The sequence below is a fragment of the Cellulomonas chitinilytica genome (assembly GCF_016862675.1).
Taxonomy (GTDB): domain Bacteria; phylum Actinomycetota; class Actinomycetes; order Actinomycetales; family Cellulomonadaceae; genus Cellulomonas; species Cellulomonas chitinilytica.
The window spans coordinates 321,071-343,723 of sequence record NZ_BONK01000002.1; the positions used below are offsets into that span (position 1 = coordinate 321,071).

Genomic DNA, 22,653 nt, shown 5'->3' on the forward strand with positions numbered 1-22,653 from the left:
TCCATTTTCTGTCCACCGGCAGCGATCATCGATCACCGTACCGACCCGCCACCGGCTGGCCGACTTCGAAACCGAGGCGGGTGGGGCCCAGATGCGCGAGGCATCCACGCTCGCCGCCCGACGCCGGAGCACACCTTTGTGATGCGAAGCGCCATGGCCAAGCGCAGGCTGATCACCGGCGGCGCTGCCTCGCTCGGGGCCACCTGCCGGGGCGCTCACCGGAGCGCCTGAAGCTCCGACTCCACCGCGTCGACGACTGAAGGGTCCCCGTCGTAGTAGGCCTCCCAGAAACCCGGAGCAAGCCATGCTGTGGGCGCGATTTCCAGGACGCCACCCTCTCCGATCCGCACAGTCCACCGCTCAGGGACAGCGCCGTCGATCGTCATGAAGCTCGTCGAGTCGAACCAAGCCAGGCTGCGGCCGTCGTCGGTCACGATCTGTACCTGGACCTGACCGGCAGGCTCAGCGAGCACAGAGACCACCCAGTATTCGGTGTCAATCGTGACCCACGGGCCGGCAGCCAGCGCCTCGCCGGTCGGGGACGGTGGAACCTTCGTGCAGATGACCCTCATCGCGCTCCATTGAAGACGACCTTGTAGTCATAGCCGTAGTCGACCCTACCGCTACGGTTCATTTAGAAGCGGACCTGGAAGTCCCCCGACGGACTCCGATGAGTGCGGGTCGAGTACTTCCCCCAGTCAGCGATGTCGCTCCCGTCCGATGTTGGGCGCTGGACTAGGGCGTGTCTCCTAACCCCGACGGGCCTGTGATGCCAGGCTCGCCGGGTGTCGCGTGCAGGGGTGCTCTCGGATGCTGCGTGGGCTCGGGTTGAGCCCTTGATGCCCGTGATGTCGGCCAAGGGTGGTCGGCCGTTCGCGGATCATCGTCGGGTCGTCGAGGCGATCATTTGGCGGTACCGGACCGGGGTGCCCTGGCGGGACCTGCCGGTGGAGTTCGGTCCGTGGCAGACGATCTGGAAGCGGCACGCCCGCTTCTCCAAGGACGGGACGTGGGACAAGATCCTGGCAGCGCTGCTCGCGCAGGCAGACGCCAGAGGGCTGATCGACTGGGCAGTCAGCGTGGACTCCACGATCAACCGCGCCCATCAGCACGCGACGACCCTGCCCCGCGACACAGGGGGCGCGGTCGAATCACATGAATCTGCTTCTTGAGCCGGCTGATCACGGCGTCGGGCGCGGTCGCGGCGGACTGTCAACGAAGATCCACCAACTCGTCGACGGACGCGGCCTGCCGCTCGTCGTCCTGGTCGGACCCGGACATGCCAACGACTCACCGGTCTTCGGCGCGCTGCTGGGCCACCTGCACGTGGCCCGCCTGGGACCGGGGCGCCCGCGGACGCGCCCGGACCGGCTTCGTGCGGACAAGGCGTACTCCTCGCGCGGCAACCGGGCGCTGCTGCGCTCACGGGGCATCGTCGCGGTCATCCCGCAGCCGTCCGATCAGATCGCCCATCGCAGGCGCCGCGGCTCACGCGGCGGTCGTCCGCCGGCCTTCGACCGCGACGACTATCGCGGTCGAAACGTCATCGAGCGCGGCTTCAACGACACCAAGCAGTGGCGCGGCTTGGCCACCTGATACGACAAGCTCGCACTTGTCTACCGCGGGGCCGCCATCCTTCGGGCCATCGTCCTGTGGCTCAAGCGGTTCGGCGACACGCGGTCCTAGTACAGCTCGACCTCCCAGCTCTCCAGTGAGGGTTCTCCATCCGGCGCGCTGCCGGTGCAGTACTGGTAGAGCCACACCGCCGCCCGGTGCTCCGCGTACTTCTCGTTCACGGGCTCGCCTTCGTCATCGAGCTCGAGGACGTTGGCGAAGATCGCGAACAATGTCTCCATCTGGCTCGGCGAATCGCGCAGGTCGTCCCAGTAGTCGATGCCGTCGAGGAGTGGATGCCCGACCGACCCACGAGCGACCCAGCCGGCGAAGCGCCGCAGCGCGCCCGATGCCCCGTGCGATAACCCTGTGACCACGACGTGAACTGTAGGGGCCGCCGGCATGACGAAGCGGCGCACGTTGGGAGACACGCCCTAGATCCTTGTTCCCCAACCGGCTGCCGGGGATGATCAGTCGAGATTCCGCAATCGCGCCAGAAGTCAACTCGCCAGAAGGCGTAAACACTGAGTCAGCCGACTCTCGGGCGAGCTGCTGCCCGAGACGCGCGCCATTGGCAGAATTGCTTGCTCCGTGCGCGACAGTCGCTGCGGCGTCAGCGGTGCACGCGCGGCTCAACGCCACCGCGAGTCCGATCCCCATGGCCTCACCTGCGACGTAGCCACCAAGAATCAACGCGCCGCGCCCTAGCGGGCACTTGTTGTATCCCTGCTCGGGACTTGGTGCCCAGCATCCGCCTTGGTCTGAGCAGACCTGCATGTGCGTCTGCCGACTTTCTGTCCAGCACGAGGCCCAACAGGGTTCCGGCTTGGGACGGCCTCCCCTCGTAGCCGAGGGGGATGGCGCCCCGACATGCGAGGCCTCCACGCGCGCCGCCCCTCGGCTGGGCACACATCGGCGATGCGAAGCGCCACAGCCCACACCGCGGCGGATCACCCGCCGAGGCAAGAGCCGCGCCGCCGGCGCGCCCGCGGGCCCAGGAGGGGCCGTGTTCAGCGCGCTGAGCGCTAGGTGGGTGCGCAATGCAACTACCGGTCGACCTCGATGAACCGGGCCGGAACGCTGTCGGCTAACCAGACCTTCCGGTTGCCGGCATAGAACATCACCCCTGCCGTGGCGGCCTCGCGGGCGGCGACAGCCAAGATCACCGGCTCCAGTGCTTTGCGGGCGCCCACCTCTCGCGCCATGTCCCGATCCACCGACAAGTGCACAAACTGTCGCCCCATCGGGTGCAACCCCTCGACCCGGATTGCTTCCGCCGCTGCAGGCGACGTCCCATGAAACATCTCATCCGGCGGCGACGCTGGAACCCGTTCGACCCTGCCCGGCAGCGAATGACCATAGAGAGCACGGATGCGACCAGCCCGAATCTCGTGACGCTGCTTGCTCGCGCCGACCACCATCGCCTCCACGTCACCGACCGTCAATGACGACCAGTCGTGCCCCTGCCGCAACGCCTCGACCAGCGACCGCACCGACACCCAGCCCGCCTCGTCCAACTCGAGCTCATACAGCCACGGCTCATGCCGCAAAGCATGCGAGACTGCGCGACTCAGATCGGCGTCGCTCGAGGTCACGACACTCTCTCCTCCGGAAGCCACTCACAGTCCTCGGCAGCAATCTCGTAGGCGCCCGCGTCGTCGATATAGATCAGGAAGTGCCGAATCTTCCACTGACCCCACGCCTCGCTCGGCTCGGCGTCCACCAGCTCAATGACCCAATCCGACTGCTCAACCTCGACCAGCGTGTCGTAGGCGCCTTCGATATGCCAAGCGGTGCAGTGGCTGTCCGCACGGAATCTAAAGGCACGCACTCGATGGAATCGAAGGCCACCCGCATACATTGAGCCGGTCCGCTCGTAGGTGCATCGCAGCTCGGCGTCCCCCCCGGAGTGGGTGAACACGGCATCCTCGGTGTAGGCCGACGGTGGCGGGGAGAGCGGTCCGATGACCCGCTTAGCGCCTGCGCCGTTCACGGAAGGTCCGTCCCGTAGCTCGTCAGCCCGTTTCTGCTCAGCTGGCCGTCGAGCCGGGCTTCGAATGCCGCTTGGCCCGTGCGATTGATCACGTTCCACGACGAGCGTGGAATCCCCGCTCGGATGAGCGCCTGGGAGGAGCGGGTGTTGAGAATTAGAGTGTTCCCCTCACGCACGATGACATCGATCGGGACGTCCTTCGGAGACATGGCGCCCGAACGCAGTGATTCCGCGACCTCGTCGATCGTACGCCCCCAGAAGAGAGCGCCGTCACCGTTACTGAACGACTCACGAAAATCCTTCTGTGCGAACCTCGCCCCGGCAATGTCGACCCGAGCGGTGTTCGTGGCGCACGCTCGACTCAGCAACGATGCGAACACCATTCCGCCAAGCTGCTCACCGACGAAACCGACAAGCATGATCGCGCCGCGCCCCAGCTGGCACCTGTTGTACCCCTGCTCGGGACATGGTGCCCAGCATCCGCCTTGGTCTGAGCAGACCTGCATGTGCGTCTGCCGATTGACGACCTCACGGTTGACGTAGGTCATCTCGTCGTAGCCGATCTCGTCCCTTTGCTCCTTCGACATGCCGTTGACGACGGCGATGTACCCGGCGTCGTCGTACACCTTGGACATGTGATTGAGCAGGGGGAGCAAGTTGCGGCCGTTGCAGTCGCCGCTGTCCATCGGGCCGCACGAGACCAGCCCGGTGGGGTCGACGAAGGCAAGGGGGTTGTTGTTGCCGTACTGGTACGGCTTTCGGGTCTGGTCGACGAGCGGGTCGATCGACGTGAACTGCCCGGAGGACGCGAGGTAGTCACGGGCGCGCATGTCGTACATCCCGGTGCGGGCATCCAGGTACTGGCTGTGGAAGCCGGTGGGTTCGTCGGTGAAGAACCCGGTCGCCGGGACGGTGCCTGGGCCGTCGGCCTCACCGAAAGGGTCGAGGCGCTGGGAGCCGGTGAGCTCGTCCGCACCGACCGCGACGGCCCCGGTGACGCTCGAGAACGGGTCAGTGAGGGTCCAGGACAGGTCGGCGCCGTCTTCACCAGCCGCGATGGAGCCGACGACCGATGAGGTCGGGTCGGGGACCCACTGGTTGACGAACTGGCCCTCGGGTCCGTACTCGTTGGTGCGGAACGGCAGGCCGATGACGTCGTCCCAGGTCCAGGACGCGTCGGTCGCTCCGTTCCACGTGCGGGTGATCCGGTTGCCGGAGGTGTCGACCTCGTAGCCGACCTTGTCACCGGTCTCGAGGGTGAGCTGCGTGAGCTCGCCTGCCAGGTCGTACGACATGGTCCGTGTGCCGTCGGGATCGGTCGAGCTGGCGAGCTGGCCGTCGACGGTCCAGGTGCTGGAGATCTCCGGTCCGGCGTCGGTCCTCTGCGAGGTGAGCTGGTCGGCGGCGTTGTACGTGTACTCGGTGGCGCTGGTGCTCGTCGCACCGTCGACGCTCGAGGTGGACGTCAGCGCGGTCCGGTTTCCGACGGCGTCGTAGGTGTACGCCTTCTGGGGGTCGCTGGATGCGCAGGTCGTGCCGGTCGTCGGATAGCACTCCGTAGACAGACGACCGGCCTGGTCGTACCCGAAGACGCCGGTGTCGACCGCGGAATCCCCCCGTGTCGTGTGGACCTGGGTGGGCAGACGCCGGGCGTCACGGTCGATCGTGTAGGACAGCGCCGGCGCGCCGCCGATCGAGTGGGTCAGCGAGGTCAGCTGGCTGGCGGCGTCGTACGTAGAGGTCGTCGTGACCGGGGAGGAGCCCTGGCGCGTGACGGCGGTGACGTTACCGAGCGCGTCGTACCGGTAGTCGACGGCGTTCAGGCCGATGCCGTACGGCTGGGTGGACGCGAGAAGTCCGGCGTCGTTGTAGCCGTAGCGCAGCTCGGTCCCGTTCGGCCAGCGCACGCGCGAGAGCCGGCCGGCGAACGTGAATCCGTACGTCGTCTTCCCGGCGGCGTAGCCGGACCGGGTCGCCGTGGAGATGTGCCCGAGGTAGTCGTAGGTGTACGACTCCGCGAACGTCTCAGTCCCGGCGAGCGACCGTGCGGCGCGTAGGGTGCGACCGCCCGGGGAGTACACGTAGGTGTAGTCCGGTGTCGCGTCGCTGAACGACATCGTCGTGAGCCGGCCCGCGGCGTCGTAGGCGAGGTCGGTGGTGCCGTCGCCCGCCGTGTCGGTGGTGTTCCCCGACGGCTTCACGACCTGGACGACCCGGCCCGCCGGGTCGTAGACCGTCGTCGTGACGTGTCCGAGCGGGTCGCTCTGGCGAACCTCGCGCCCGGCGGCGTCGTACTCGTAGCTCGTGACGTGCCCGAGCGCGTCCGTGCGCCGGACCATGTCGCCGGCGGCGTCGTACGCATACCTGGTGATGGCGCCGGTGGGGTCCGTCACGGACCGCACCCGGCCGAGGATGTCGTACCTCGTCCTGGAGATCGCGCCGGACGGGTCGACGACCCTGGTCGGTCGAGACATCGCGTCGTAGCGGGTGGTGGTCGTGCGACCCAGGGCGTCGGTCGTCGCGACCGGGCGCCCCTCGGTGTCGTACCGGGTCCGCGAGGTGAACGCCTCCGGCTCGGCCCCTGGGGCGTTGCCGCGGGGGTCGGTGGTGGCGGTCAGGTTGCCGTCGAGGTCGTAGGTGTAGGTCGTGCGCTCGGACAGGTAGTTCGGGTCGTAGTCGGGGTCGAAGTAGGAGGCGCCGCGGGGTGTGACGGTCGCGGTCAGCTGCCCGGCGGCGTCGTACTCGTACTGGGTGGCGACGTAGTCCTGGTCGACGTGCACGGTCGGACGCCCCATCGCGTCGTAGCCGAACCACTCGACGGCGCCTCCTTGTGGGCCGACCGTGGTGACGTCACCGCGGCGGTTGTAGGAGGTCTGGGTCGTGATGCCGTCCGGGTCGGTGACCTGCGTCTGCCGTCCGAGCAGGTCGTACTCGTACGAAGTGATCGCCCCGGCAGGGTTGGTCGAGGTCAGCAGGTTGCCTGCGGCGTCGTAGGCGAACGTCGTGACGGCGCCGGTGGCGTCGGTCTCGGTGCTGACCCTGCCGAGCTCGTCGTAGCTGTACTGCGTGGTGGCACCGGTGGGGTCGGTCGACCTGGTCATCCGGCCGGCGTCGTCGTAGGTCGCACTGGAGGTTCGTCCGGCCCTGGTCGTGCGCAGCAGCCGGTCGGCGCGGTCGTAGACGTACCGGGTGACATGGCCCGCCGGGTCGGTTGTCGCGACGAGCCGCCCGCCGTCGTCATAGGTGTTGGCCGACACCGCACCGCCCGGGTCGGTCGACGTCAGCACCCGCCCCGCCGCGTCATACGTCCAGGACGTGACCAGCCCACCGGGCGAGGTCGACGAGAGTCGCCGGTGCGCCTGGTCGTAGGTGGACGTCGTGGTCCGGCCCGAGGGCTGTCGCACCGCGACGAGATCGCCTGCTGCGTCGTAGGTGTAGGTCGTCGTGCGTCCGAGCGGGTCGGTGCTGGTGGCGAGCAGGCGTGCCGGCGTGCCGCCCGTGCCGTCCGTGTAGGTGAACCGCTGGGTCCCCCCGTCGGGATTGCTCTGCTCGACGAGCAGCCCGTCCTCGTCGTAGGTGTACCCCGGCACTCCCAGACCCGGGACCGACAGGTCGGAGAAGTGCTCCATCAGCGCACCGGTGGCGGTGTTGACCGGATCGGCCGCCAGCCTCTGGTTGCCCGTCGATCCACCGGCCCAGCATGCGCACCCGAAGGTCTGCCCCAAGCTCAACGGACGAGGGACCGGGTACCCGAGGTACTCCAGGTGCAGGTACGGCCGGTGCAGCCGTGCGCCGTAGTCGCCCTCCGGGATCGGCGTCGCATCATCCAAGATGATCCCGTTGAACAGCTCGGGGCCCAGTGCGACGCCGATCCTCGTGCCCGAAGGCCCTCCCGGGCGGATGGCCGCCCGGACCTGGTCCAGGACGTCCACGCTCCACCCGTCGGACGTCCACCGGCGGCTCGCCAACCGATCGCCGCACCGGGCCGCGGCGAGGTCGGCACCCGTATTGCGTGGGCGCATCACGGTGCACACCGCGTACGCCATCGGCAGGATGTTGTAGTCCTGCGTGCTGCCGATGGTGGCGCGCGTGACGAGCCGACCCCGAAGAGTCGCGACGTCGGCACCGACATAGGTCAGGTAGTGCGCATCGACACCTCCGTCGGACGCACCGAACGGCCCGATCTTCGTGACGCCGTCCACAGGCGCCGCAAGCCGACATGGCGAGCCGGAGCAGTCCGTCGCACCAGAGGGACCGAACGCGACCTGGAGCCCCTCGCCGTCGAACCACCTCTCGTCAGTCGGTTCCACCCACTCCACAGCGGGGTCGAGCACCACCGGGAATGCAGCGCCAGCCGACCAACGGGCATCGAGCGTGAGCTCGACGTCGTACCCCTGGCGCGTCCTCGTGACCTGCTGATGCGCGGTGCCATCGGTCGGAGCGCCTGCGTCCGTGGTCGACCAGGCGGCCGGCGCCGGAAGCTGGAGCAGGGTGTCGAACGCGATCGGCTCGTCGAACACCCAGGACTCGTCGTCGCGCTTCGTCGGCGTGCCGAGCAGGTGGCCAGGGTCGGCGATCGAGAAGGTGAAGGTCCGCGAGGCCGCGGCATCCGCAATGACGAGGTGCTTACCGACACGGCCACCATCGGTGCGGAACTCGAGGTCCACACCCGGGAACACGTTGGCGTAGGTCACCACCTGCTCGGCGAGCGTCGGTGGCTCGACGTGCGCGCCCTTCAGGCCGATGCTGACCGGGCCGCGGGCCGTGTCGAGCACGACGAGTGCGTCCGCCGACGTCCCGAAGTGCACGGGGTTGATCAGCCCGAGCGCCTCGAACGGGTACCGGCCCCCACCGGCGGTGATGGTCTCGTCGACACTCGTCCACCCTGCGCTGTCCCGCTTGAACACCGGATCCGCGAAGATGTCGACCTTCGTCCGACCGTGCTCGGAGACCGTGTGCGTCGTCGGCGTCCACGACTCCGAACGATCCGAGCCCGAGCCGGTGGACTGCTGTGCCGGCGTGAAAGCGGCCGTCCCTGGAGCGGAGTCCACGCGTCCGACAGCAACGTCGCCTGGCGATACGTCGACGTCGGCGGTCGACCCGGACGCCTGCGAGCTCCCTGCCGGGACCACCGTGGCCGCGAAGGCGATGCACACCACGACCGCGACTCGTCGCATGTCGGCGCGACCGCCGCGGAGGGACAGGCGAGGCACTGGCTTCAAAGCAGACAGCGTCAAGGCGGCGTTCCTTCGGTCGTGCGCCCTCCCCCTCTGGGGTCGCGGCCGACCGCAGCGCGACAGACCCCTAGCACTCCTATGACCGGAACTGACGACGTTCACCCTGGTGGAGCAGCGACACGGGAGGTCACCTGAGTGGCGAACCTCGGGCGGGGCGGTCACATCTGGCGGCGAGACTCGACCCCCTGGCACCGCATGGCGGTTCGAGTCCCCAGATCTCGGACGTGACCAGCACCGATGCGCCTCTCGACCGCCGCCGAAAGTGTCCAATTTCTGTCCACCAACGGCGAAGAGGCCGTCTCTCCGTGAGGAGAAACGGCCTCTGACCTGCTACTTCGGTGGAGCTGAGGGGACTCGAACCCCTGACCCCCTGCATGCCATGCAGGTGCGCTACCAGCTGCGCCACAGCCCCGTTGTCCTTGCTCGAGAACCCACCGGAGCGGATCCCCACGCCCGTGGGCGCTCGGAGAGTCTAGGACGACTGGCGGCCGAAACGCTAATCGGGGTCCCGGGTCTCGGCGTCCTGGTCGGACTCGTGCCGGATGTCCGGTCCGGCGTTCCAGTCGGACGACGCGTCGGTGGGGCCGAGGTTGTAGCCGAGGAGCCGCCAGGACGGGTCGCGCCCGGGCGCGGAGCGGACGAGCTCGGCCCAGTGCACGTTGTGCATGCCGGCGAACGCGTGCGACCCGGGTTCGAGCCCGAGGAGGACGGCGACCATCGACGTGATGGCGGAACCGTGCGAGACGACCACGAGGGTTTCGTCGCGGGCCAGGTCGGCCGTGAGCTCGACCAGCGCGGAACCGGCCCGGGCAGAGACCTCGGACCGTGTCTCGGCGCCGACGCCCGCAGGTTCTCCCCCGCTGCGCCAGATCGCGAACTCGTCGGGCCACTGCGCGCTGATCTCGTCGCCCGTGAGGCCTTCCCAGATCCCGAAGCCGCGCTCGCGCATCCGGACGTCCGTCTCGACGTCGACGCCGGCGGCCCGCCCGAGGGTCTGCGCCGTCTCGAGCGCGCGGCTGAGGTCCGAGGCGACGATGCGCGTCGGGGTGTGCCGGGCGAGCAGGAGCGCGGAGGCGGTGCGGGCCTGCCAGCGCCCGACGTCGTCGAGCGGGATGTCGACCTGGCCCTGCAGGCGTGCGCCGGCGTTGTACGCGGTGCGGCCGTGCCGGACGAGCAGGAGCCGAGGGGCGGTCACGCCTCCGGGCCCTGGTCGGCGCCGCGCGCGTCGGCGGGGAGCTCGATGAGCGGGCAGTCCTTCCAGAGCCGTTCGAGCGCGTAGTACACGCGGTCCTCCTGGTGCTGGACGTGCACCACGACGTCGCCGAAGTCGACGAGGACCCAGCGACCGGCGGCCTTGCCCTCCCGGCGGACCGGCTTGGCGCCGAGGTGGAACAGGGCCTCCTCGACGGCGTCGACGATCGCCCCGACCTGCCGCTCGTTCGTGCCCGACGCGATGAGGAACACGTCCGTGAGGACGAGCTGCTCGCTCACGTCGAGGGCGATGATCTCCTCGGCCTTGCGGTCGGCTGCGGCGCGGGCCGCGGCGATCGCCAGCTCGACGGCACGTTCTGTGGCGGGCACAGGTCTCCTCGGGTGGTGGGGGTCAGAGGGGCCCGGAGGCCGGACTGCTCGTGGTGGTGACGGGGGCGACCGCCGCGGCACCCTGGGAGCCGTCGGTCGGCTCCTCCTTGGTGAGCAGCAGCGTGATGAGGAACCCGAGCACGAACGCGACGAGTGCCAGCACGATGAGGTGCAGCCACGTGTACGGGTGCTTCGGACGGAGGTCGTCGTCGTCCTCGTCGTCCTCGTCGTCGAAGTCGTCGACGGGCCGCGCGGCGCCGGCAGCGGCGGGTTCGCCGAACGGTGCGGCGCCGAGGCCCGTGGCCGGTGCGGAGGACTCGCCCCAGCGGGGCGCGGGAACCGTGGGCTCGACGGACGGCGGGCTCGACGCGGCCGACGGCGTGGGCACCCACGCGGCCGGCGCGGCCTCCGCGGTGGACGCTGCCGAGGCCGCTGCGGGCGATGCCTGCCAGGGGGCCGACGTGGCAGCGGACGAGCCCGGCACGGACGGCGACCCGGTACCGGGCTGCCACGACCCCGGTCGGGCGTCCGGGGACGGCGCCCGGGTCGGCGTGGCCTGCCAGGACGGCGACGCCGGAGCGGACGTCGACGGGGCGGGCGCGGCGGACTGGGCCGCCGCCCACGGCTGCGGACCCTGCTGCGACGCCGGGTGCGACCCGGGCTGGGGCGCCGCGGGCTGGGACGTCCCCGGCCAGGTCGGCTCGCCCGGCCGGGACGTCGCCGGCGCTCCGGCCGGGCCGGACGACGAGGTCCGGCGAGGCGGGGCAGCCGGCGCCGCGGGTGCGGCACCGTTCGGCTGGTTCGTGGTCGCGGTACCACCCCACCCTGCGGGCGAGGACCCCGCGGGGGGCTGGCCCCACGGCACGGGAGCGGGTGCCTGGGGACGCTGCGAGGGGGGCGCCGACGCGGCGCGCGGCTGCTGCGGGGGCATCCCCGTGGGCTGCGGCGGCGACGCGGGACGGGTCTGCTGCGGTGCCGCCGCGGGGCGCGCCGGCTGAGCCGTGGGAGCCGGTCGCGCCGGCGACGGTGCCGGGGCAGGACGCGACGCCGTCGGGGCAGGCTGGCTCGGCTGGGCCGACCAGGTGGGTGTGCCGGAGCCGCCGGGCACGGGCGGGATGCGCGACGTGCTGGTCGGGTCGAGGGCGGTGTCACGGATCGAGCGGCGTGACCGGGCGGGCGCCTCGGGCGCCTGCGGTGCGGACCAGGACGGCACCTGCGGGGCGTCGGTCGGGGCGCGCATGGCGCGACGGGAGACGGGGCCCGCGGGGTCGCCGGAGGCCCCCGCGCCGCCGTCGGCCCACGTGGGGTTGCCGCCCTCGTCGGCGGCGCGCTCGAGCTCGCGACGTCGGCGCCGCTCTCCGGGTTCACTCATGACTGACCTCGATACAACCTGTGTTTCGCGATGTACTGGACCACCCCGTCCGGCACCAGGTACCAGACGGGCTGCCCGGCTCGGGCACGCTCCCGGACGTCGGTCGACGAGATCGCCAGCGCGGGGATCTCGAGGACGTGCACCCGGTCACCGGGAAGACCGTCCACGGACAGCGCGTGCCCGGGGCGGGTGACCGCCACGAACTGCGCCATCGTGAACAGCTCCTCGGCATCTTTCCACGTGAGGATCTGCTCGATCGCGTCCGCTCCGGTGATGAAGAAGAGTTCGGCGTCGGGACGCTGCGCCTTGAGGTCGCGCAGGGTGTCCACCGTGAACGTCAGCCCTTCGCGGTCCACGTCGACGCGGCTCACGGTGAAACGCGGGTTCGACGCGGTCGCGATGACCGTCATCAGGTAGCGGTGCTCGGCGACCGTGACTTCCTGCTCCTGCTTGAAGGTCGGGTGACCCGTCGGCACGAACACGACCTCGTCGAGCTCGAAGCGGGCGGCCACCTCGCTCGCGGCCACGAGGTGGCCGTGGTGCACGGGGTCGAACGTGCCACCCATCACCCCGACGCGAGGTCGACCTGTCATCTCAGCGGTTGCCGACACCTGACCGAGCCCCGGTCAGTGACGGGTCCCGACGCTCCGGAAGGCGTAGGTGACGAGCAGCATCGCGACGAGGCCGACGAACGCTCCGACGCCGAAGACGACCGGTGAGAACGGCAGCTCGCGCGTGTGCTCGGCGGCCTCTTCGGCGGCGGCGATCAGGGCAGCGTGCACGTCAATCCTCCTGGGGTCGGGAGCGACAAGTGTCGCACGGTGAGCTGGGCCGTCAGGGCCGGACGTGTCCGTCTCCGTGGACGATCCACTTGGTGGTGGTGAGCTCGGCGAGACCCATCGGGCCGCGCGCGTGCAGCTTCTGCGTGGAGATGCCGATCTCGGCGCCCAGGCCGAGCTGTCCGCCGTCCGTGAACCGTGTCGACGCGTTCACCATGACGGCCGCGGAGTCCACCTCGGCGACGAACCGCTCGGACGCCGCGAGGTCGCGGGTGACGATCGCCTCGGTGTGCCCGCTGCTCCACGTGCGGATGTGCTCGAGGGCCTCGTCGAGGTCCTCGACGACGCGGACGGCGAGGTCGAGCGAGAGGTACTCGGTCGCCCAGTCCTCGTCGGTCGCCGGCACTGCGTCGGCCTCGTCGGGGGCGAGGGCCAGGGTCGTCTCGTCGCCGTGGATCGTCACGCCCTCGTCGGCGAGCGCGGCGATCGCGACGGGCAGGAACTCGTCGGCGACCGCCTGGTGCACGAGCAGCGTCTCGAGGGCGTTGCAGACGCCGACGCGCTGCGTCTTCGCGTTGAGCAGGATGGGCATGGCGACGGCCAGGTCGGCGCTCTCGTCCACGTACAGGTGCACGTTGCCGACGCCCGTCTCGACGACCGGCACCGTGGACTCGCGCACGACGGTGCGGATGAGGTCCGCTCCCCCGCGCGGCACGAGCACGTCGACGAGCCCGCGGGCGTGCATGAGCGCGACGGCCCCCTCGCGCCCGTACGCGTCGATCGACTGGACGAGGTCGCCGGGCAGGCGCTGCGCGACGAGGGCGCGGGACAGCACGTCGACGATCACCGCGTTCGACTCCGCGGCCGCGGTGCCGCCCCGCAGGATCACCGCGTTGCCGCTCTTGAGCGCGAGCCCGGCGGCGTCGACCGTGACGTTGGGGCGGGCCTCGTAGATCATCCCGACGACGCCCATCGGCACCCGGACCTGACGCAGCCGCAGCCCGTTCGGCAGCGTCGAGCCGCGCACGACCTCACCGACCGGGTCGGGCAAGCCGGCGAGCTCCCGCAGCGCGTCCGCGATCCCCACGATGCGCTCCGGCGTGAGGGCCAGCCGGTCCAGCAGGCCGGCGGACGTGCCGTTCTCCCGGCCGCGCGCCAGGTCGAGCGCGTTCGCCGCGACGATCTCGTCGGTCGCCGCGACGAGCGCGTCCGCGAGCGCCTGCAGGGCCGCGTCCTTCGTCGCGCGCGTCGCCGTCGCCAGCGCCCGGGACGCGACCTTGGCGCGCTGCGCGACGGCACGGACCTCGGACGCGACGTCGACCTGTGCTGCTGCGGCCGTGTCCTGCACCTGGGTGTCGAGGGAGGCGGTCATCCCGTCAGGGTAGTCCCGGCGCCCGACCTGCGGTGCGAGGTCTCCGAGCGTCGAGCCGCACCTTCCCGGACGAGGGGGATCACCTGGTCGCCGAACTCCACCGCGTCGGCGACGAGGTCGTACCCGCGCAGGCCGAAGATCTCGAACCCGAGGTCGACGTAGTCGAGCAGCGCGTCGGCGACGGTCCGGTACGAGCCGACGAGTGCCGTCGCGCTCGTCGGCAGGCCGCCCGCGCCCGCCACCGTGGGGGTCCACAGGGCGCGGTCGTGCCGCTCGCCCGACGCCGCGAGCTCGGCCAGCCGGAGGTTCGCGGTGTTCTCCGGCAGCGCGCCGGGCGCCCGCCGGGCCCCGGCGGGCGCCACGGTCGCGACGGGTGCGGCCGCCGGCCCGGCGAGCTCGTCGATGCGCGCGCGCACGGCGTGCGCCCGGGCCCACGCCTCCTCGTCCGTCGGTGCGACGATCGGCCGGAACGCGATCTGCAGCCGCGGCGTCGGCCGGCCTGCCGCGGCGGCGAACGCCCTCAGGAGCTCGACCTGCGCCGCGGTCGCCGCGAGCGGCTCGCCGAAGAACGCGAACACGTCGGCGACCTGCGCCCCGACCCGCAGTGCCGGCAGAGACGCGCCACCGGCGGACAGGCCCGGCCGCGCCCGGTCCGGGGTCCGCGCCCGCAGCACGAACTCCTCGAGGTCGTAGTGGCGTCCGTGGTGCGTGAACGGCTCCGTCGACGTCCAGGCGCGCAGCAGGACGTCCGCGTACTCGGCCAGCCGGTCGTAGCGGGCGTCCTTGTCGAGGTCGTCGCCCTCGGCGCGCTGGTCGGACGTGAGGCCACCTGCGATGAGGTGCACCGTGACCCGTCCCCCGGACACCGCGTCCAGGGTCGCGAACGTCTTCGCCGCGAAGGTGGGCGCCGAGACGTTGGGCCGGTGCGCGACGCGCAGCCGGATCCGGTCGGTGTGCACGGCCGCCCACGCGGCCGCCTGGGCGGGGTCGGGCCCGTCCGACGCGTACGGGAACAGCACGTGGTCCCACCCGTGGTCCTCGTGCGCGCGGACGATCTCCCGCGTGTACCCGGGGTCGAAGACGTTACCGGCGAGCGGCGTCGTCTCCGTCGACGGGTTGCCGTACCCGGCGCCCAGGAACTCGACGGTCACAGGGTCACGGCCTCCGGCACCGCGAGCCCACGGGCACGGCCCGGGTCGTCCGGCCCCCACAGGGTCGTCGACAGCTCGCGGCGCACCAGCGGCACGACCTCCTGCGCGAACCGGCGCAGCACGTCGTGCTGCTGCTCGTAGGGCAGCGCCGGGTTGAGGGAGACGGACTGCACGTCGTGCCCGTAGGAGGCGTGGTAGTCGAGGATCTTCTCCGCGACGCGCTCGGGCGAGCCGACCAGTGCCGGTCCGCGCTCGACGGCGTCCTCGATCGTCGCGAACGACGACACCTTCCCCGGGCGGCTGTCGCCGACGTGCCGGGCGGCGGCCCGGGCCGCGAAACCCTCGTAGACCGCGCGGTACTCGTCGGTGGCCCGCTCGGTGGTGTCGGCGAGGAACAGGCCGCCCGACCCGGAGCCGACGTAGCCGACCGACGGGTCGTGCCCGTGGGCCACGAGCTGCTCGCGGTAGTGGTCGATGAGCACCTGGTAGTTCTCGCGCGGCTGCAGGGCGTTCGCGGTGAAGATCGGGTCGCCGTACCGGGCGGCGAGCTCGACGGCGAACCGGCTCGTCGCGGAGCCGTGCCACACCCGGAACGGCCCGTCGAACGGGCGCGGGAGCGTCGTGGCGTCGTGCAGCGGGGCGTGGAAGCGGCCCTCCCAGTCGACGTGCTCCTCGCGCAGGAGCCGGCGCAGCAGCCCGTAGTTCTCCTCGAGGTAGTCGTACTGGTGGGCGATGTCGAGGCCGAACAGCGGGAAGTGCTTGTCCTCGTTGCCCTTGCCGATGACGATCTCGAGCCGGCCGCGCGACAGGAGGTCGATCGTCGCGTAGTCCTCGGCGACGCGCACGGGGTCGAGCAGGGACAGCACGGTGACGCCGGTGCTCAGCAGGATCCGGTCGGTGGCCTGCGCGAGCGCACCCAGCAGGACGGTGGGTGCCGAGGAGAGGAAGTCGCCCGCGTGGCGCTCCCCCACCGCGAACGAGTCGAGCCCGAGCTCCTCGGCGAGCACGGCCGTCTCCACGACGCGCTCCAACCGGGTCGACGGGTCGACCAGCTCGCCCGTCACGGGGTGCGGGGCGTGCGGGACGATGTCGAGGACCTGGAACCTCACGGACGTGCTCCTTCTTCGAGGGGGACGGTGCGGGCCGGCTGGGCGACGTCGAGGCCGAAGGCGAGCAGCGTGCCGCCCTCGACGACGCGGGTCTCGCGGTCGGTCAGCCGGACGAACCCGAGCCGGTGGTACAGGCGGTGCGCGCCGGTCATGCGCGGGCCTGAGTTCATGACGACGCGGTGCAGGCCGCGCTGACGGGCGAGCTCGACGACGAACCGGGTCAGCAGCGCGCCGACGCCCTGGCCGCGGGCGTGCGGCGCGACCGCGAGGAGCCGGAAGTCGAGCTCGCCGTCGCGGCCGAGCAGCGAGATGTGCTCGCCCGGCCGCGGGGTCGCGACGGTGCCGAGCAGCGTCCCGGTCGCCAGGTCCTCGGCGACCCACACCTGGGCGTCGCGCGCCCGGGTCGCGACGTCCGCGAGGGACGCCCGGTACTGGTCGCTGATGTCGTAGTCGTGCTCGTACGCGGTGACCGACAGCCGGGCGACGTCGTCGTGCTCGTGCGGGGCGACGAGCCGGACCCGCACCCCGGCCGGTGGTGGCTGGCCCGTCACCGGTCGACCGGCTCGGCGGCCGGCTCCTCGATCGGCAGACCGGCCTCCTTCCACGCGGCGGCGCCGCCCTCGACGTGCACGACGTTCGTGAACCCCTTCTCGCGCAGGGCCGCGGCGACCGGGCCGGAGCCGCGGACCGAGCCGCACACCACGACGATCGGGGTGTCGAGCGAGACGACGGGCGTGAGCCGCAGCGACGACGTGAGGTCGAAGTCGGCGTCGACGTCGTAGCGGTCCACGACGGTCGCGCCCGGGATCGCCCCGGTGCGCGCACGGCCGGCCTCGCTGCGGACGTCGACGAGGAACGCGCCGTCGCTCACGCGGGCCGCGGCCTCCGCGGGCTCGACGAGCGGGGCCAGCGCACCGGCCTCCTCGAGCGTGAGGTCCTCGGCGGGAGCGGTCGAGACGGTCATGGTGACTCCTTCGGGTGTGGGCGTGTCATGCGAGGTCCTTGGCGAAGCACAGGCTGTACGGGTCGCCGACGTACTGCCCGAACGGCGGCACGGGCTGCCAGCCCTCCCGCGTGTAGAGGGCGACCGCCTCGGGCTGGCGCACCCCGGTCTGCAGCACGAGCGTCCGGACTTCCCGCGCCCGGGCGTGCGCCTCGAGCTCCGCGAGGAGCCGGGCGGCGAGACCCGTGCGGCGGTGGCTCGGCGCCACGTACACGCGCTTGACCTCGTGCAGCCCGTCGACGAGCCGCAGCGCTGCCGTGCCGACCGGGTCGGTGCCCGCGTACGCGACGAGGGTCACGACGACGGTCGCCGGGTCGGACTCCGGGAACGGACCGCGGGTCCGCACCGCGTCCGCGTACCGGGGGCGCAGCTCGGCGGTCATCTGCTCGCGCAGCGCGGTCGCGTCGGCGTGCGTCCACGGCACGGCCTCGACCCGCACGACCGTCGTCGTCGTGGTCATCGCAGCTCGAACCCCTGCGCCTCGAGCGCGTCGCGCAGCCGGTCGCGGCCGTTCAGGGCGCGCGGCCCCGACAGCCGGGCGAGGATCCGCTCCACCCACGAGTGCGCGAGCCCCTCGTGCGCGTAGAACTCGCCGATCGTCCGCTCGTAGTCGTCGACGGCGGCGTGGTGCACGCCGTCGTCGTACGTCTCGTGGTGCAGCACCGCCGACTGCGGGAGGCGCGGCTTGACCCGGGCCCCCTCCGCCGGGTCGGGCCGGCCGACCACGAGGCCGAACGCGGCGAACACGTGCTTCGGCAGGCCGAGCAGCGCCGCGACCTCCCCCGGCCGGTTGCGCAGGGCGCCGATGTAGACGGTGCCGAGGCCGAGCGACTCGGCGGCGAGCACCGCGTTCTGCGCGGCGAGCGCGGCGTCGACGAACCCGACGACGGCCGTCTCGAGGTAGCCCGCACCGGCGGTCGGGGCGTCGTGCCGGTCCGCGATCGCGTGCGCGCGGGCCAGGTCCACGAGCCAGACGAGCAGCAGCGGCGCCTGCGTGATGTGCGCCTGGTCCCCGGCGAGCGACGACAGGGCGGCGCGACGCTCGTCGTCCCGGACCGCGACGACGCTCCACAGCTGCAGGTTGGAGCTCGTCGCGGCGGACTGCGCGGCGGCGACGATCGTCGCGATCTGCTCGTCGTCGACCGCGTCGGGCAGGTAGCGGCGCACGGACCGGTGCGCGAGCTGGAGCGCGACGACGTCGGTCGCGGCCAGGCCCGCGGGTGCGGAGTCCGCGCCGTAGCGCAGGTCGGCGAGCGCGGGGACGTCGGAGGCGGCGGCGGTGCGCTGCGCGTCGTCGAGGTCGACGGTCATGGTGGCTCCAGGTCGGCGTCGGAGCCGGGCGGCGGGGACCGTCCGGCTCGTCCCGGGGGCGTCCCCGCGACTCACGGGAGCGCCGGCCCGCCTGCCGGGTCAGACGGCGGTGCTCAGATGCGGGCCGCACATTCGGTGGCGGACCCCGTCGTGTCAACGGTCCGGCGCCCACGTCTCACATCGCGGGAAGTCCGGCCCGTGCGCTGGTCAGGGCGCCCGGGCGCTGCACACTCGCGCCTCTTCGAGAGGGGGCGGCACATGTCGGCACGGCAGATGAGGCTCGGTGCGTACCACACGGTCAGCGGCCACCACGCGGCGGCATGGCGCGTGAGCACGCAGGTCAACGACACCGAGTCGCTCGCGCAGCACCAGGCGGCGGCCCGCGCCGCGCAGGACGGGCTGCTGCACTTCCTGCTCGCCACCGACGTGCTCGGCGAGCAGGGCGACCCCGTCTCCCCCGGGTTCCAGCCCCGGCTCGAGCCCGCCGTGCTGCTCGCCGCGCTCGCCGCGTCGACCGAGCACATCGGCCTCGTCGGCTCCTTCTCGACCACGTTCAGCGGCCCGTTCCAGCTCGCCCGGCAGCTCTCGAGCCTCGACCACGTCTCGGGCGGACGGGCGGGCTGGAACGTCGTCACGTCGTTCCGGGCGGGCGCCGGTGACGGGTTCGGGTCCAGCGACCTGCCCGACCACGTCGAGCGGTACGCGAAGGCGCACGATGTCGTCGAGGCGGCGCTCGCGCTGTGGGACGCGTGGGAGCCCGACGCGGTGGTGCGGGACCGGCGGACCGCGACGTACGTGGACCCGGACCGCGTGCACCGCACCGAGCACACGTCCCGGTTCCACGAGGTCCGCGGCGTGCTGCCCGCCTCCCGGTCGCCGCAGGGGCGCCCGGTGCTGTTCCAGGGCGGCGGGTCGGACGCAGGCCTGGCGCTGGCCGCCCGCCACGCGGACGTCGTCCTCACCAGCCAGGACCACCTGCCCGACGCCCGCCGGCTGTACCGGGACGTCAAGGAGCGCGTCGCGCACGAGGGCCGTGACCCCGACGGCGTGCTCGTGCTGCCCGGCGTCATCACCGTGATCGGGTCCAGCCGGTCCCAGGCGCAGGACGTGCACGACCGCCTGCTGGAGCAGGTCGACGACGACCAGGCCCGGCGGCGCCTGTCGGGGATCCTCGGCTGGGACACGTCGGCGCTGCCGTACGACGCCCCCGTCGAGCCGGCTCCCGCGACGACCGAGGGCAACCGCGCCCGGGCCCGCCTGCTGCACGCCCGCGCGGTCCGGGACGGCCTGAGCATCGGGCAGCTCGCCCGGGTCACGGCCGCCACCCGAGGTCACCTGCTGCTCGTGGGCACCGCGCAGGACGTCGCCGACGAGCTCCTCGCGTGGCACGCCGACGAGGCCGCGGACGGCTTCCTCGTCGGGCCCGCCGTGATGCCGTCGGGCCTGCGCCGGTTCGTCCGTGACGTCGTCCCGCTGCTGCAGCGTGCGGGGGTGTTCCGGACGTCCCGCGAGGGCCGCACGCTGCGGGAGCAGCTCGCCCTGCCACCCCTGGGGACACCCCGGCCGTGAGACGACCCGGACGATCCGTTGACTTGCCCCGGGACGCCACCTACGGTCCGCGGCCGGTCGACGAGTCCCGCCGTCTGGCTCGGCAGGTGGGACGGCAGCCCGCACCTGCGGGGGCTCCCGGGCACGACCCGTGCGACCACCGACCTCCGGCCGCACGTGCGCTCCCAGGAAGGCGTCCAGCCGATGACCACCTCGCCCGAGCTCCTCGCACCGACCGCACTGCCCCTCACCGCGCTCGCCCGCGCGCTCAGCGAGCCGAAGGGCTTCGGCGACGCCAGCCTGCGACGTCGGCGCCCCGGCGACATCGAGCTGCTCGGTGGGATCCCCGACGACACCGCGCTGCCCGTCGACGCGCTGCGCGAGGCCGCGGGACGCGTCCTGACCGGCGAGCGGTCCGGCCCGGCCGCGTTCCAGTACTCGCAGTCGGCCGGGCTCGACGGCCTGCGCGAGTGGGTGGCGGCCCGTGAGGGCGTGGACCCGGCCCGGGTCATCATCACGAACGGCGGCTTCCACGGCCTGTCGCTCGCCGTGCTGGCACTGGTCGAGCGCGGTGCCACCGTGGCCGTCGACAACCCGATCTTCCCGCTGTTCCTGCGGGCGCTGGAGCTCTCCGACGGCCGGCCGCTGCCCATCGGCGTCGGCACCCAGGGGCTCGACGTCGACGAGCTCGAGCACCGGCTGCGCGGGGGCGCGCGGCCCGCCGCCGTCTACACCGTGCCGGACTTCCACAACCCGACGCAGGGCACGCTGCCCGCCGACCAGCGCACGCGGCTCGTCGAGCTCGCCGAGCGCCACGGCTTCCTCGTGCTGGCCGACAACCCGTACCGCGAGCTGCGCTTCCGCGGCACCGCCGTGGACTCCTCGGCGTTCAGCACGTCCGACCACGTCGTGCACGTGAACACGTTCTCCAAGACCCTCGGCCCGGGGCTGCGGCTCGGCTGGGTCGTCGCGTCGCCGCGCATCGCGTCGGCGCTGGTCAAGGTGCGCAACCGGCAGGACTCCCACACGTCGACGCTCGAGCAGGAGGTCGTCATCGACCTGCTCACGCACGACCCGACCTGGTTCGACGCGACGCTGACCCGCGCCAACGCGCTGTACCGCGAGCGCGCCGACGTGCTCGTGGACGCGCTGCACGAGCGTCTGCCCGGGCTCGTCGAGGCCGTGCGGCCCGAGGGCGGGTTCTTCCTGTGGCCGCGGCTCACCGACTCGGCGATCGACCCCGCCGCGCTGTACGCGGCGGCCGCCGAGCGTGGCGCGACCTACCAGCAGGGCGAGTTCTTCGCGTCGAGCGGCCGGCGCGAGTTCGCCGACCACCTGCGCCTCGCCTACGGCAACCACACCCCCGAGACGCTGCGGACCTTCGTCGACCGGCTCGGGTCCGCGGTCGAGTCCCTCCGCTGACACCCCGACACCCCCTGGGAGCACCCTGCATGAGCACCTCCTCCGTCCTGCACGTCGGCCTCGAGGTCGACGGTGCCGGAGCGCATCCCGCCGCGTGGCGCGCGGCCGCCCGGTCGTCGAGCGACGCGCTCGGCCCCGCGCGGCTGCGCGACGTGGTCGCGGCGGCCGAGAACGCGGGCGTCACGTTCGTGACGTTCGACGACTCGCTCGTCCCGCCCGCCGCGGGACCCGCCGGTCGGCTCGACGCCGTGACGCGGGCCGCGTACGTCGCGCCGCTCACGTCCCGGATCGGCCTGGTGCCGCTCGTGCACCCGGCCGTGACCGAGCCGTTCCACGTCGCGAGCCAGCTCGCGGCGCTCGACCACGCGAGCCTCGGGCGGGGCGGCTGGTTCGTCGGCGCGGGCGACGTCCCGGGTGCCCGGCGGGCGCTCGACCGGCCCGTCGCCGCCGGTGCGGACCTGCTCGACGAGACCGCGGACGTCGTCACGGTCGTGCGCGACCTGTGGGACTCGTGGGAGGACGACGCCGTCGTCCGGGACAGCGCGACCGGGCGGTACGTCGACCGCGACCGGCTGCACTACGTGGACTTCGCGAGCGGTGGCGAGGGGCTGCCCGCCGGGCCGTCGTCGCGCGGCACCGCCGACGGCGTCCGTGCGCCGTTCACCGTCAAGGGGCCGTCGATCGTCCCCCGCAGCCCGCAGGGGCAGCTCGTCGTCGTGGGCCGCGCCGGGACCGTCCCGGGTGGGCTCCTCGACGTCGCGCTCGTGGCCACGACGGACGCCGCGGCCCGGGCGCGCGAGGACGGTGCCCCGCTCGTCGTCGTCGACCTCGCCGTGACCCTCGACGCCGCCGGGCGCCTCGGCGCGGACCGCCGGGCGGAGCTCGACGGCCTCGCCGGCGTCCCGGTCCCCGCGACCTGGACCGGGTCGGCCGTCGACCTCGTCGACGTGCTGCTCGGCCTGCGCGGCGTCGTCGACGGCGTCCGCCTCCTGCCGTCCGAGCTCGACGTGGACCTGCCCGTGCTGGTCCGCGACGTGCTCCCCGCCCTGCGCGTCGCGCGCGCCGTGCCCACGCCCCGCCCGGGCGCGACCCTGCGCGACACGCTCGGCCTGCCCCGCCCCACGAACCGCCACGTCGCCGCTGCGGCGACCGTCTGAGGAG

The 22,653-nt window shown here is 72.4% G+C and carries 21 protein-coding genes, 1 tRNA gene and 1 pseudogene; 5 read left to right on the forward strand and 18 right to left on the reverse strand.

The window, feature by feature from the left end; translation table 11 throughout:
- Positions 1-215 precede the first annotated feature (215 nt).
- Positions 216-572, reverse strand: coding sequence for a hypothetical protein (locus Cch01nite_RS03965; protein ID WP_203748838.1), 357 nt, complete (start codon positions 570-572; stop codon positions 216-218).
- Positions 573-785: 213 nt separating this feature from the next.
- Between Cch01nite_RS03965 and Cch01nite_RS03970 the strand changes: the two are divergent.
- Positions 786-1,686: pseudogene (locus Cch01nite_RS03970) on the forward strand (IS5 family transposase).
- On the opposite strand, the gene Cch01nite_RS03975 reads toward Cch01nite_RS03970, so the two are convergent.
- The 8 genes from Cch01nite_RS03975 to Cch01nite_RS04010 form a co-directional block, all read right to left on the reverse strand.
- Positions 1,683-1,991, reverse strand: coding sequence for a DUF7677 family protein (locus Cch01nite_RS03975; RefSeq protein ID WP_203748840.1), 309 nt, complete (start codon positions 1,989-1,991; stop codon positions 1,683-1,685). The pseudogene Cch01nite_RS03970 and the gene Cch01nite_RS03975 sit on opposite strands and share 4 nt — an antisense overlap.
- A 669-nt stretch (positions 1,992-2,660) precedes the next feature.
- On the reverse strand, positions 2,661-3,209 hold the full coding sequence (locus Cch01nite_RS03980) for an RNA 2'-phosphotransferase (protein WP_239069848.1): 549 nt from the start codon (positions 3,207-3,209) through the stop codon (positions 2,661-2,663).
- Positions 3,206-3,607, reverse strand: coding sequence for a hypothetical protein (locus Cch01nite_RS03985; RefSeq protein WP_203748845.1), 402 nt, complete (start codon positions 3,605-3,607; stop codon positions 3,206-3,208). Before Cch01nite_RS03985 ends, Cch01nite_RS03980 begins: the two co-directional genes overlap by 4 nt.
- The gene (locus Cch01nite_RS03990) at positions 3,604-8,658 is read right to left on the reverse strand and encodes an RHS repeat-associated core domain-containing protein (RefSeq protein ID WP_203748848.1); all 5,055 of its coding nucleotides are present in this window, start codon (positions 8,656-8,658) and stop codon (positions 3,604-3,606) included. Before Cch01nite_RS03990 ends, Cch01nite_RS03985 begins: the two co-directional genes overlap by 4 nt.
- Before the next feature lie 525 nt (positions 8,659-9,183).
- Positions 9,184-9,256 (reverse strand) — tRNA-Ala (locus Cch01nite_RS03995).
- A gap of 84 nt (positions 9,257-9,340) precedes the next feature.
- Entirely contained in the window at positions 9,341-10,039 is a 699-nt protein-coding gene (locus Cch01nite_RS04000; protein ID WP_203748851.1) for a histidine phosphatase family protein, read from the reverse strand.
- Positions 10,036-10,425, reverse strand: coding sequence for a ribosome silencing factor (gene rsfS / locus Cch01nite_RS04005; RefSeq protein WP_203748865.1), 390 nt, complete (start codon positions 10,423-10,425; stop codon positions 10,036-10,038). The genes Cch01nite_RS04000 and rsfS overlap by 4 nt, the downstream gene beginning before the upstream one ends.
- A gap of 22 nt (positions 10,426-10,447) precedes the next feature.
- Positions 10,448-10,813 carry a hypothetical protein gene (locus Cch01nite_RS04010; protein WP_203748867.1) on the reverse strand — a complete coding sequence of 122 codons (366 nt, stop codon included), beginning with the start codon at positions 10,811-10,813 and terminating at the stop codon, positions 10,448-10,450.
- Positions 10,814-10,886: 73 nt separating this feature from the next.
- Here Cch01nite_RS04010 and Cch01nite_RS04015 point away from each other — a divergent pair, with 73 nt between their 5' ends.
- Positions 10,887-11,423, forward strand: a complete 537-nt coding sequence (locus Cch01nite_RS04015) for a hypothetical protein (RefSeq protein ID WP_203748869.1) — start codon at positions 10,887-10,889, stop codon at positions 11,421-11,423.
- A 370-nt stretch (positions 11,424-11,793) separates the two neighbouring features.
- Here the strand turns inward: Cch01nite_RS04015 and nadD are convergent, their stop codons facing one another.
- From nadD to Cch01nite_RS04060, 9 genes are read right to left on the reverse strand one after another with little or no spacing between them, the layout of a single operon-like run.
- Positions 11,794-12,390, reverse strand: a complete 597-nt coding sequence (nadD, locus tag Cch01nite_RS04020) for a nicotinate-nucleotide adenylyltransferase (RefSeq protein WP_203748871.1) — start codon at positions 12,388-12,390, stop codon at positions 11,794-11,796.
- A gap of 33 nt (positions 12,391-12,423) precedes the next feature.
- Positions 12,424-12,579: a hypothetical protein gene (locus tag Cch01nite_RS04025; RefSeq protein ID WP_203748873.1), complete on the reverse strand. Its 156-nt coding sequence runs from the start codon at positions 12,577-12,579 to the stop codon at positions 12,424-12,426.
- A 52-nt stretch (positions 12,580-12,631) separates the two neighbouring features.
- Complete coding sequence (locus Cch01nite_RS04030) at positions 12,632-13,948, reverse strand: glutamate-5-semialdehyde dehydrogenase (RefSeq protein ID WP_203748875.1); 1,317 nt, start codon at positions 13,946-13,948, stop codon at positions 12,632-12,634.
- Positions 13,945-15,099, reverse strand: coding sequence for an LLM class flavin-dependent oxidoreductase (locus tag Cch01nite_RS04035; RefSeq protein WP_203748877.1), 1,155 nt, complete (start codon positions 15,097-15,099; stop codon positions 13,945-13,947). The genes Cch01nite_RS04030 and Cch01nite_RS04035 overlap by 4 nt, the downstream gene beginning before the upstream one ends.
- The gene (locus Cch01nite_RS04040) at positions 15,096-16,208 is read right to left on the reverse strand and encodes an LLM class flavin-dependent oxidoreductase (protein ID WP_203748880.1); all 1,113 of its coding nucleotides are present in this window, start codon (positions 16,206-16,208) and stop codon (positions 15,096-15,098) included. Before Cch01nite_RS04040 ends, Cch01nite_RS04035 begins: the two co-directional genes overlap by 4 nt.
- Positions 16,205-16,759, reverse strand: coding sequence for a GNAT family N-acetyltransferase (locus tag Cch01nite_RS04045; protein ID WP_203748884.1), 555 nt, complete (start codon positions 16,757-16,759; stop codon positions 16,205-16,207). The genes Cch01nite_RS04040 and Cch01nite_RS04045 overlap by 4 nt, the downstream gene beginning before the upstream one ends.
- Positions 16,756-17,172, reverse strand: coding sequence for a rhodanese-like domain-containing protein (locus Cch01nite_RS04050; RefSeq protein ID WP_203748886.1), 417 nt, complete (start codon positions 17,170-17,172; stop codon positions 16,756-16,758). Before Cch01nite_RS04050 ends, Cch01nite_RS04045 begins: the two co-directional genes overlap by 4 nt.
- Positions 17,173-17,197: 25 nt before the next feature.
- Positions 17,198-17,671, reverse strand: coding sequence for a GNAT family N-acetyltransferase (locus Cch01nite_RS04055; protein WP_203748889.1), 474 nt, complete (start codon positions 17,669-17,671; stop codon positions 17,198-17,200).
- Positions 17,668-18,522: an NADPH-dependent oxidoreductase gene (locus Cch01nite_RS04060; RefSeq protein WP_203748892.1), complete on the reverse strand. Its 855-nt coding sequence runs from the start codon at positions 18,520-18,522 to the stop codon at positions 17,668-17,670. Before Cch01nite_RS04060 ends, Cch01nite_RS04055 begins: the two co-directional genes overlap by 4 nt.
- Positions 18,523-18,780: 258 nt before the next feature.
- On the opposite strand from Cch01nite_RS04060, the gene Cch01nite_RS04065 reads away from it, so the two are divergent.
- From Cch01nite_RS04065 to Cch01nite_RS04075, 3 genes are all read left to right on the forward strand, one after another.
- Positions 18,781-20,091, forward strand: coding sequence for an NtaA/DmoA family FMN-dependent monooxygenase (locus tag Cch01nite_RS04065; protein WP_203748901.1), 1,311 nt, complete (start codon positions 18,781-18,783; stop codon positions 20,089-20,091).
- A 183-nt stretch (positions 20,092-20,274) separates the two neighbouring features.
- Positions 20,275-21,492 carry an aminotransferase-like domain-containing protein gene (locus Cch01nite_RS04070; RefSeq protein WP_203748904.1) on the forward strand — a complete coding sequence of 406 codons (1,218 nt, stop codon included), beginning with the start codon at positions 20,275-20,277 and terminating at the stop codon, positions 21,490-21,492.
- A 29-nt stretch (positions 21,493-21,521) separates the two neighbouring features.
- Positions 21,522-22,649 (forward strand): LLM class flavin-dependent oxidoreductase, encoded by a 1,128-nt coding sequence (locus Cch01nite_RS04075; RefSeq protein ID WP_203748907.1) that lies wholly within the window; start codon positions 21,522-21,524, stop codon positions 22,647-22,649.
- Positions 22,650-22,653: the final 4 nt, after the last annotated feature.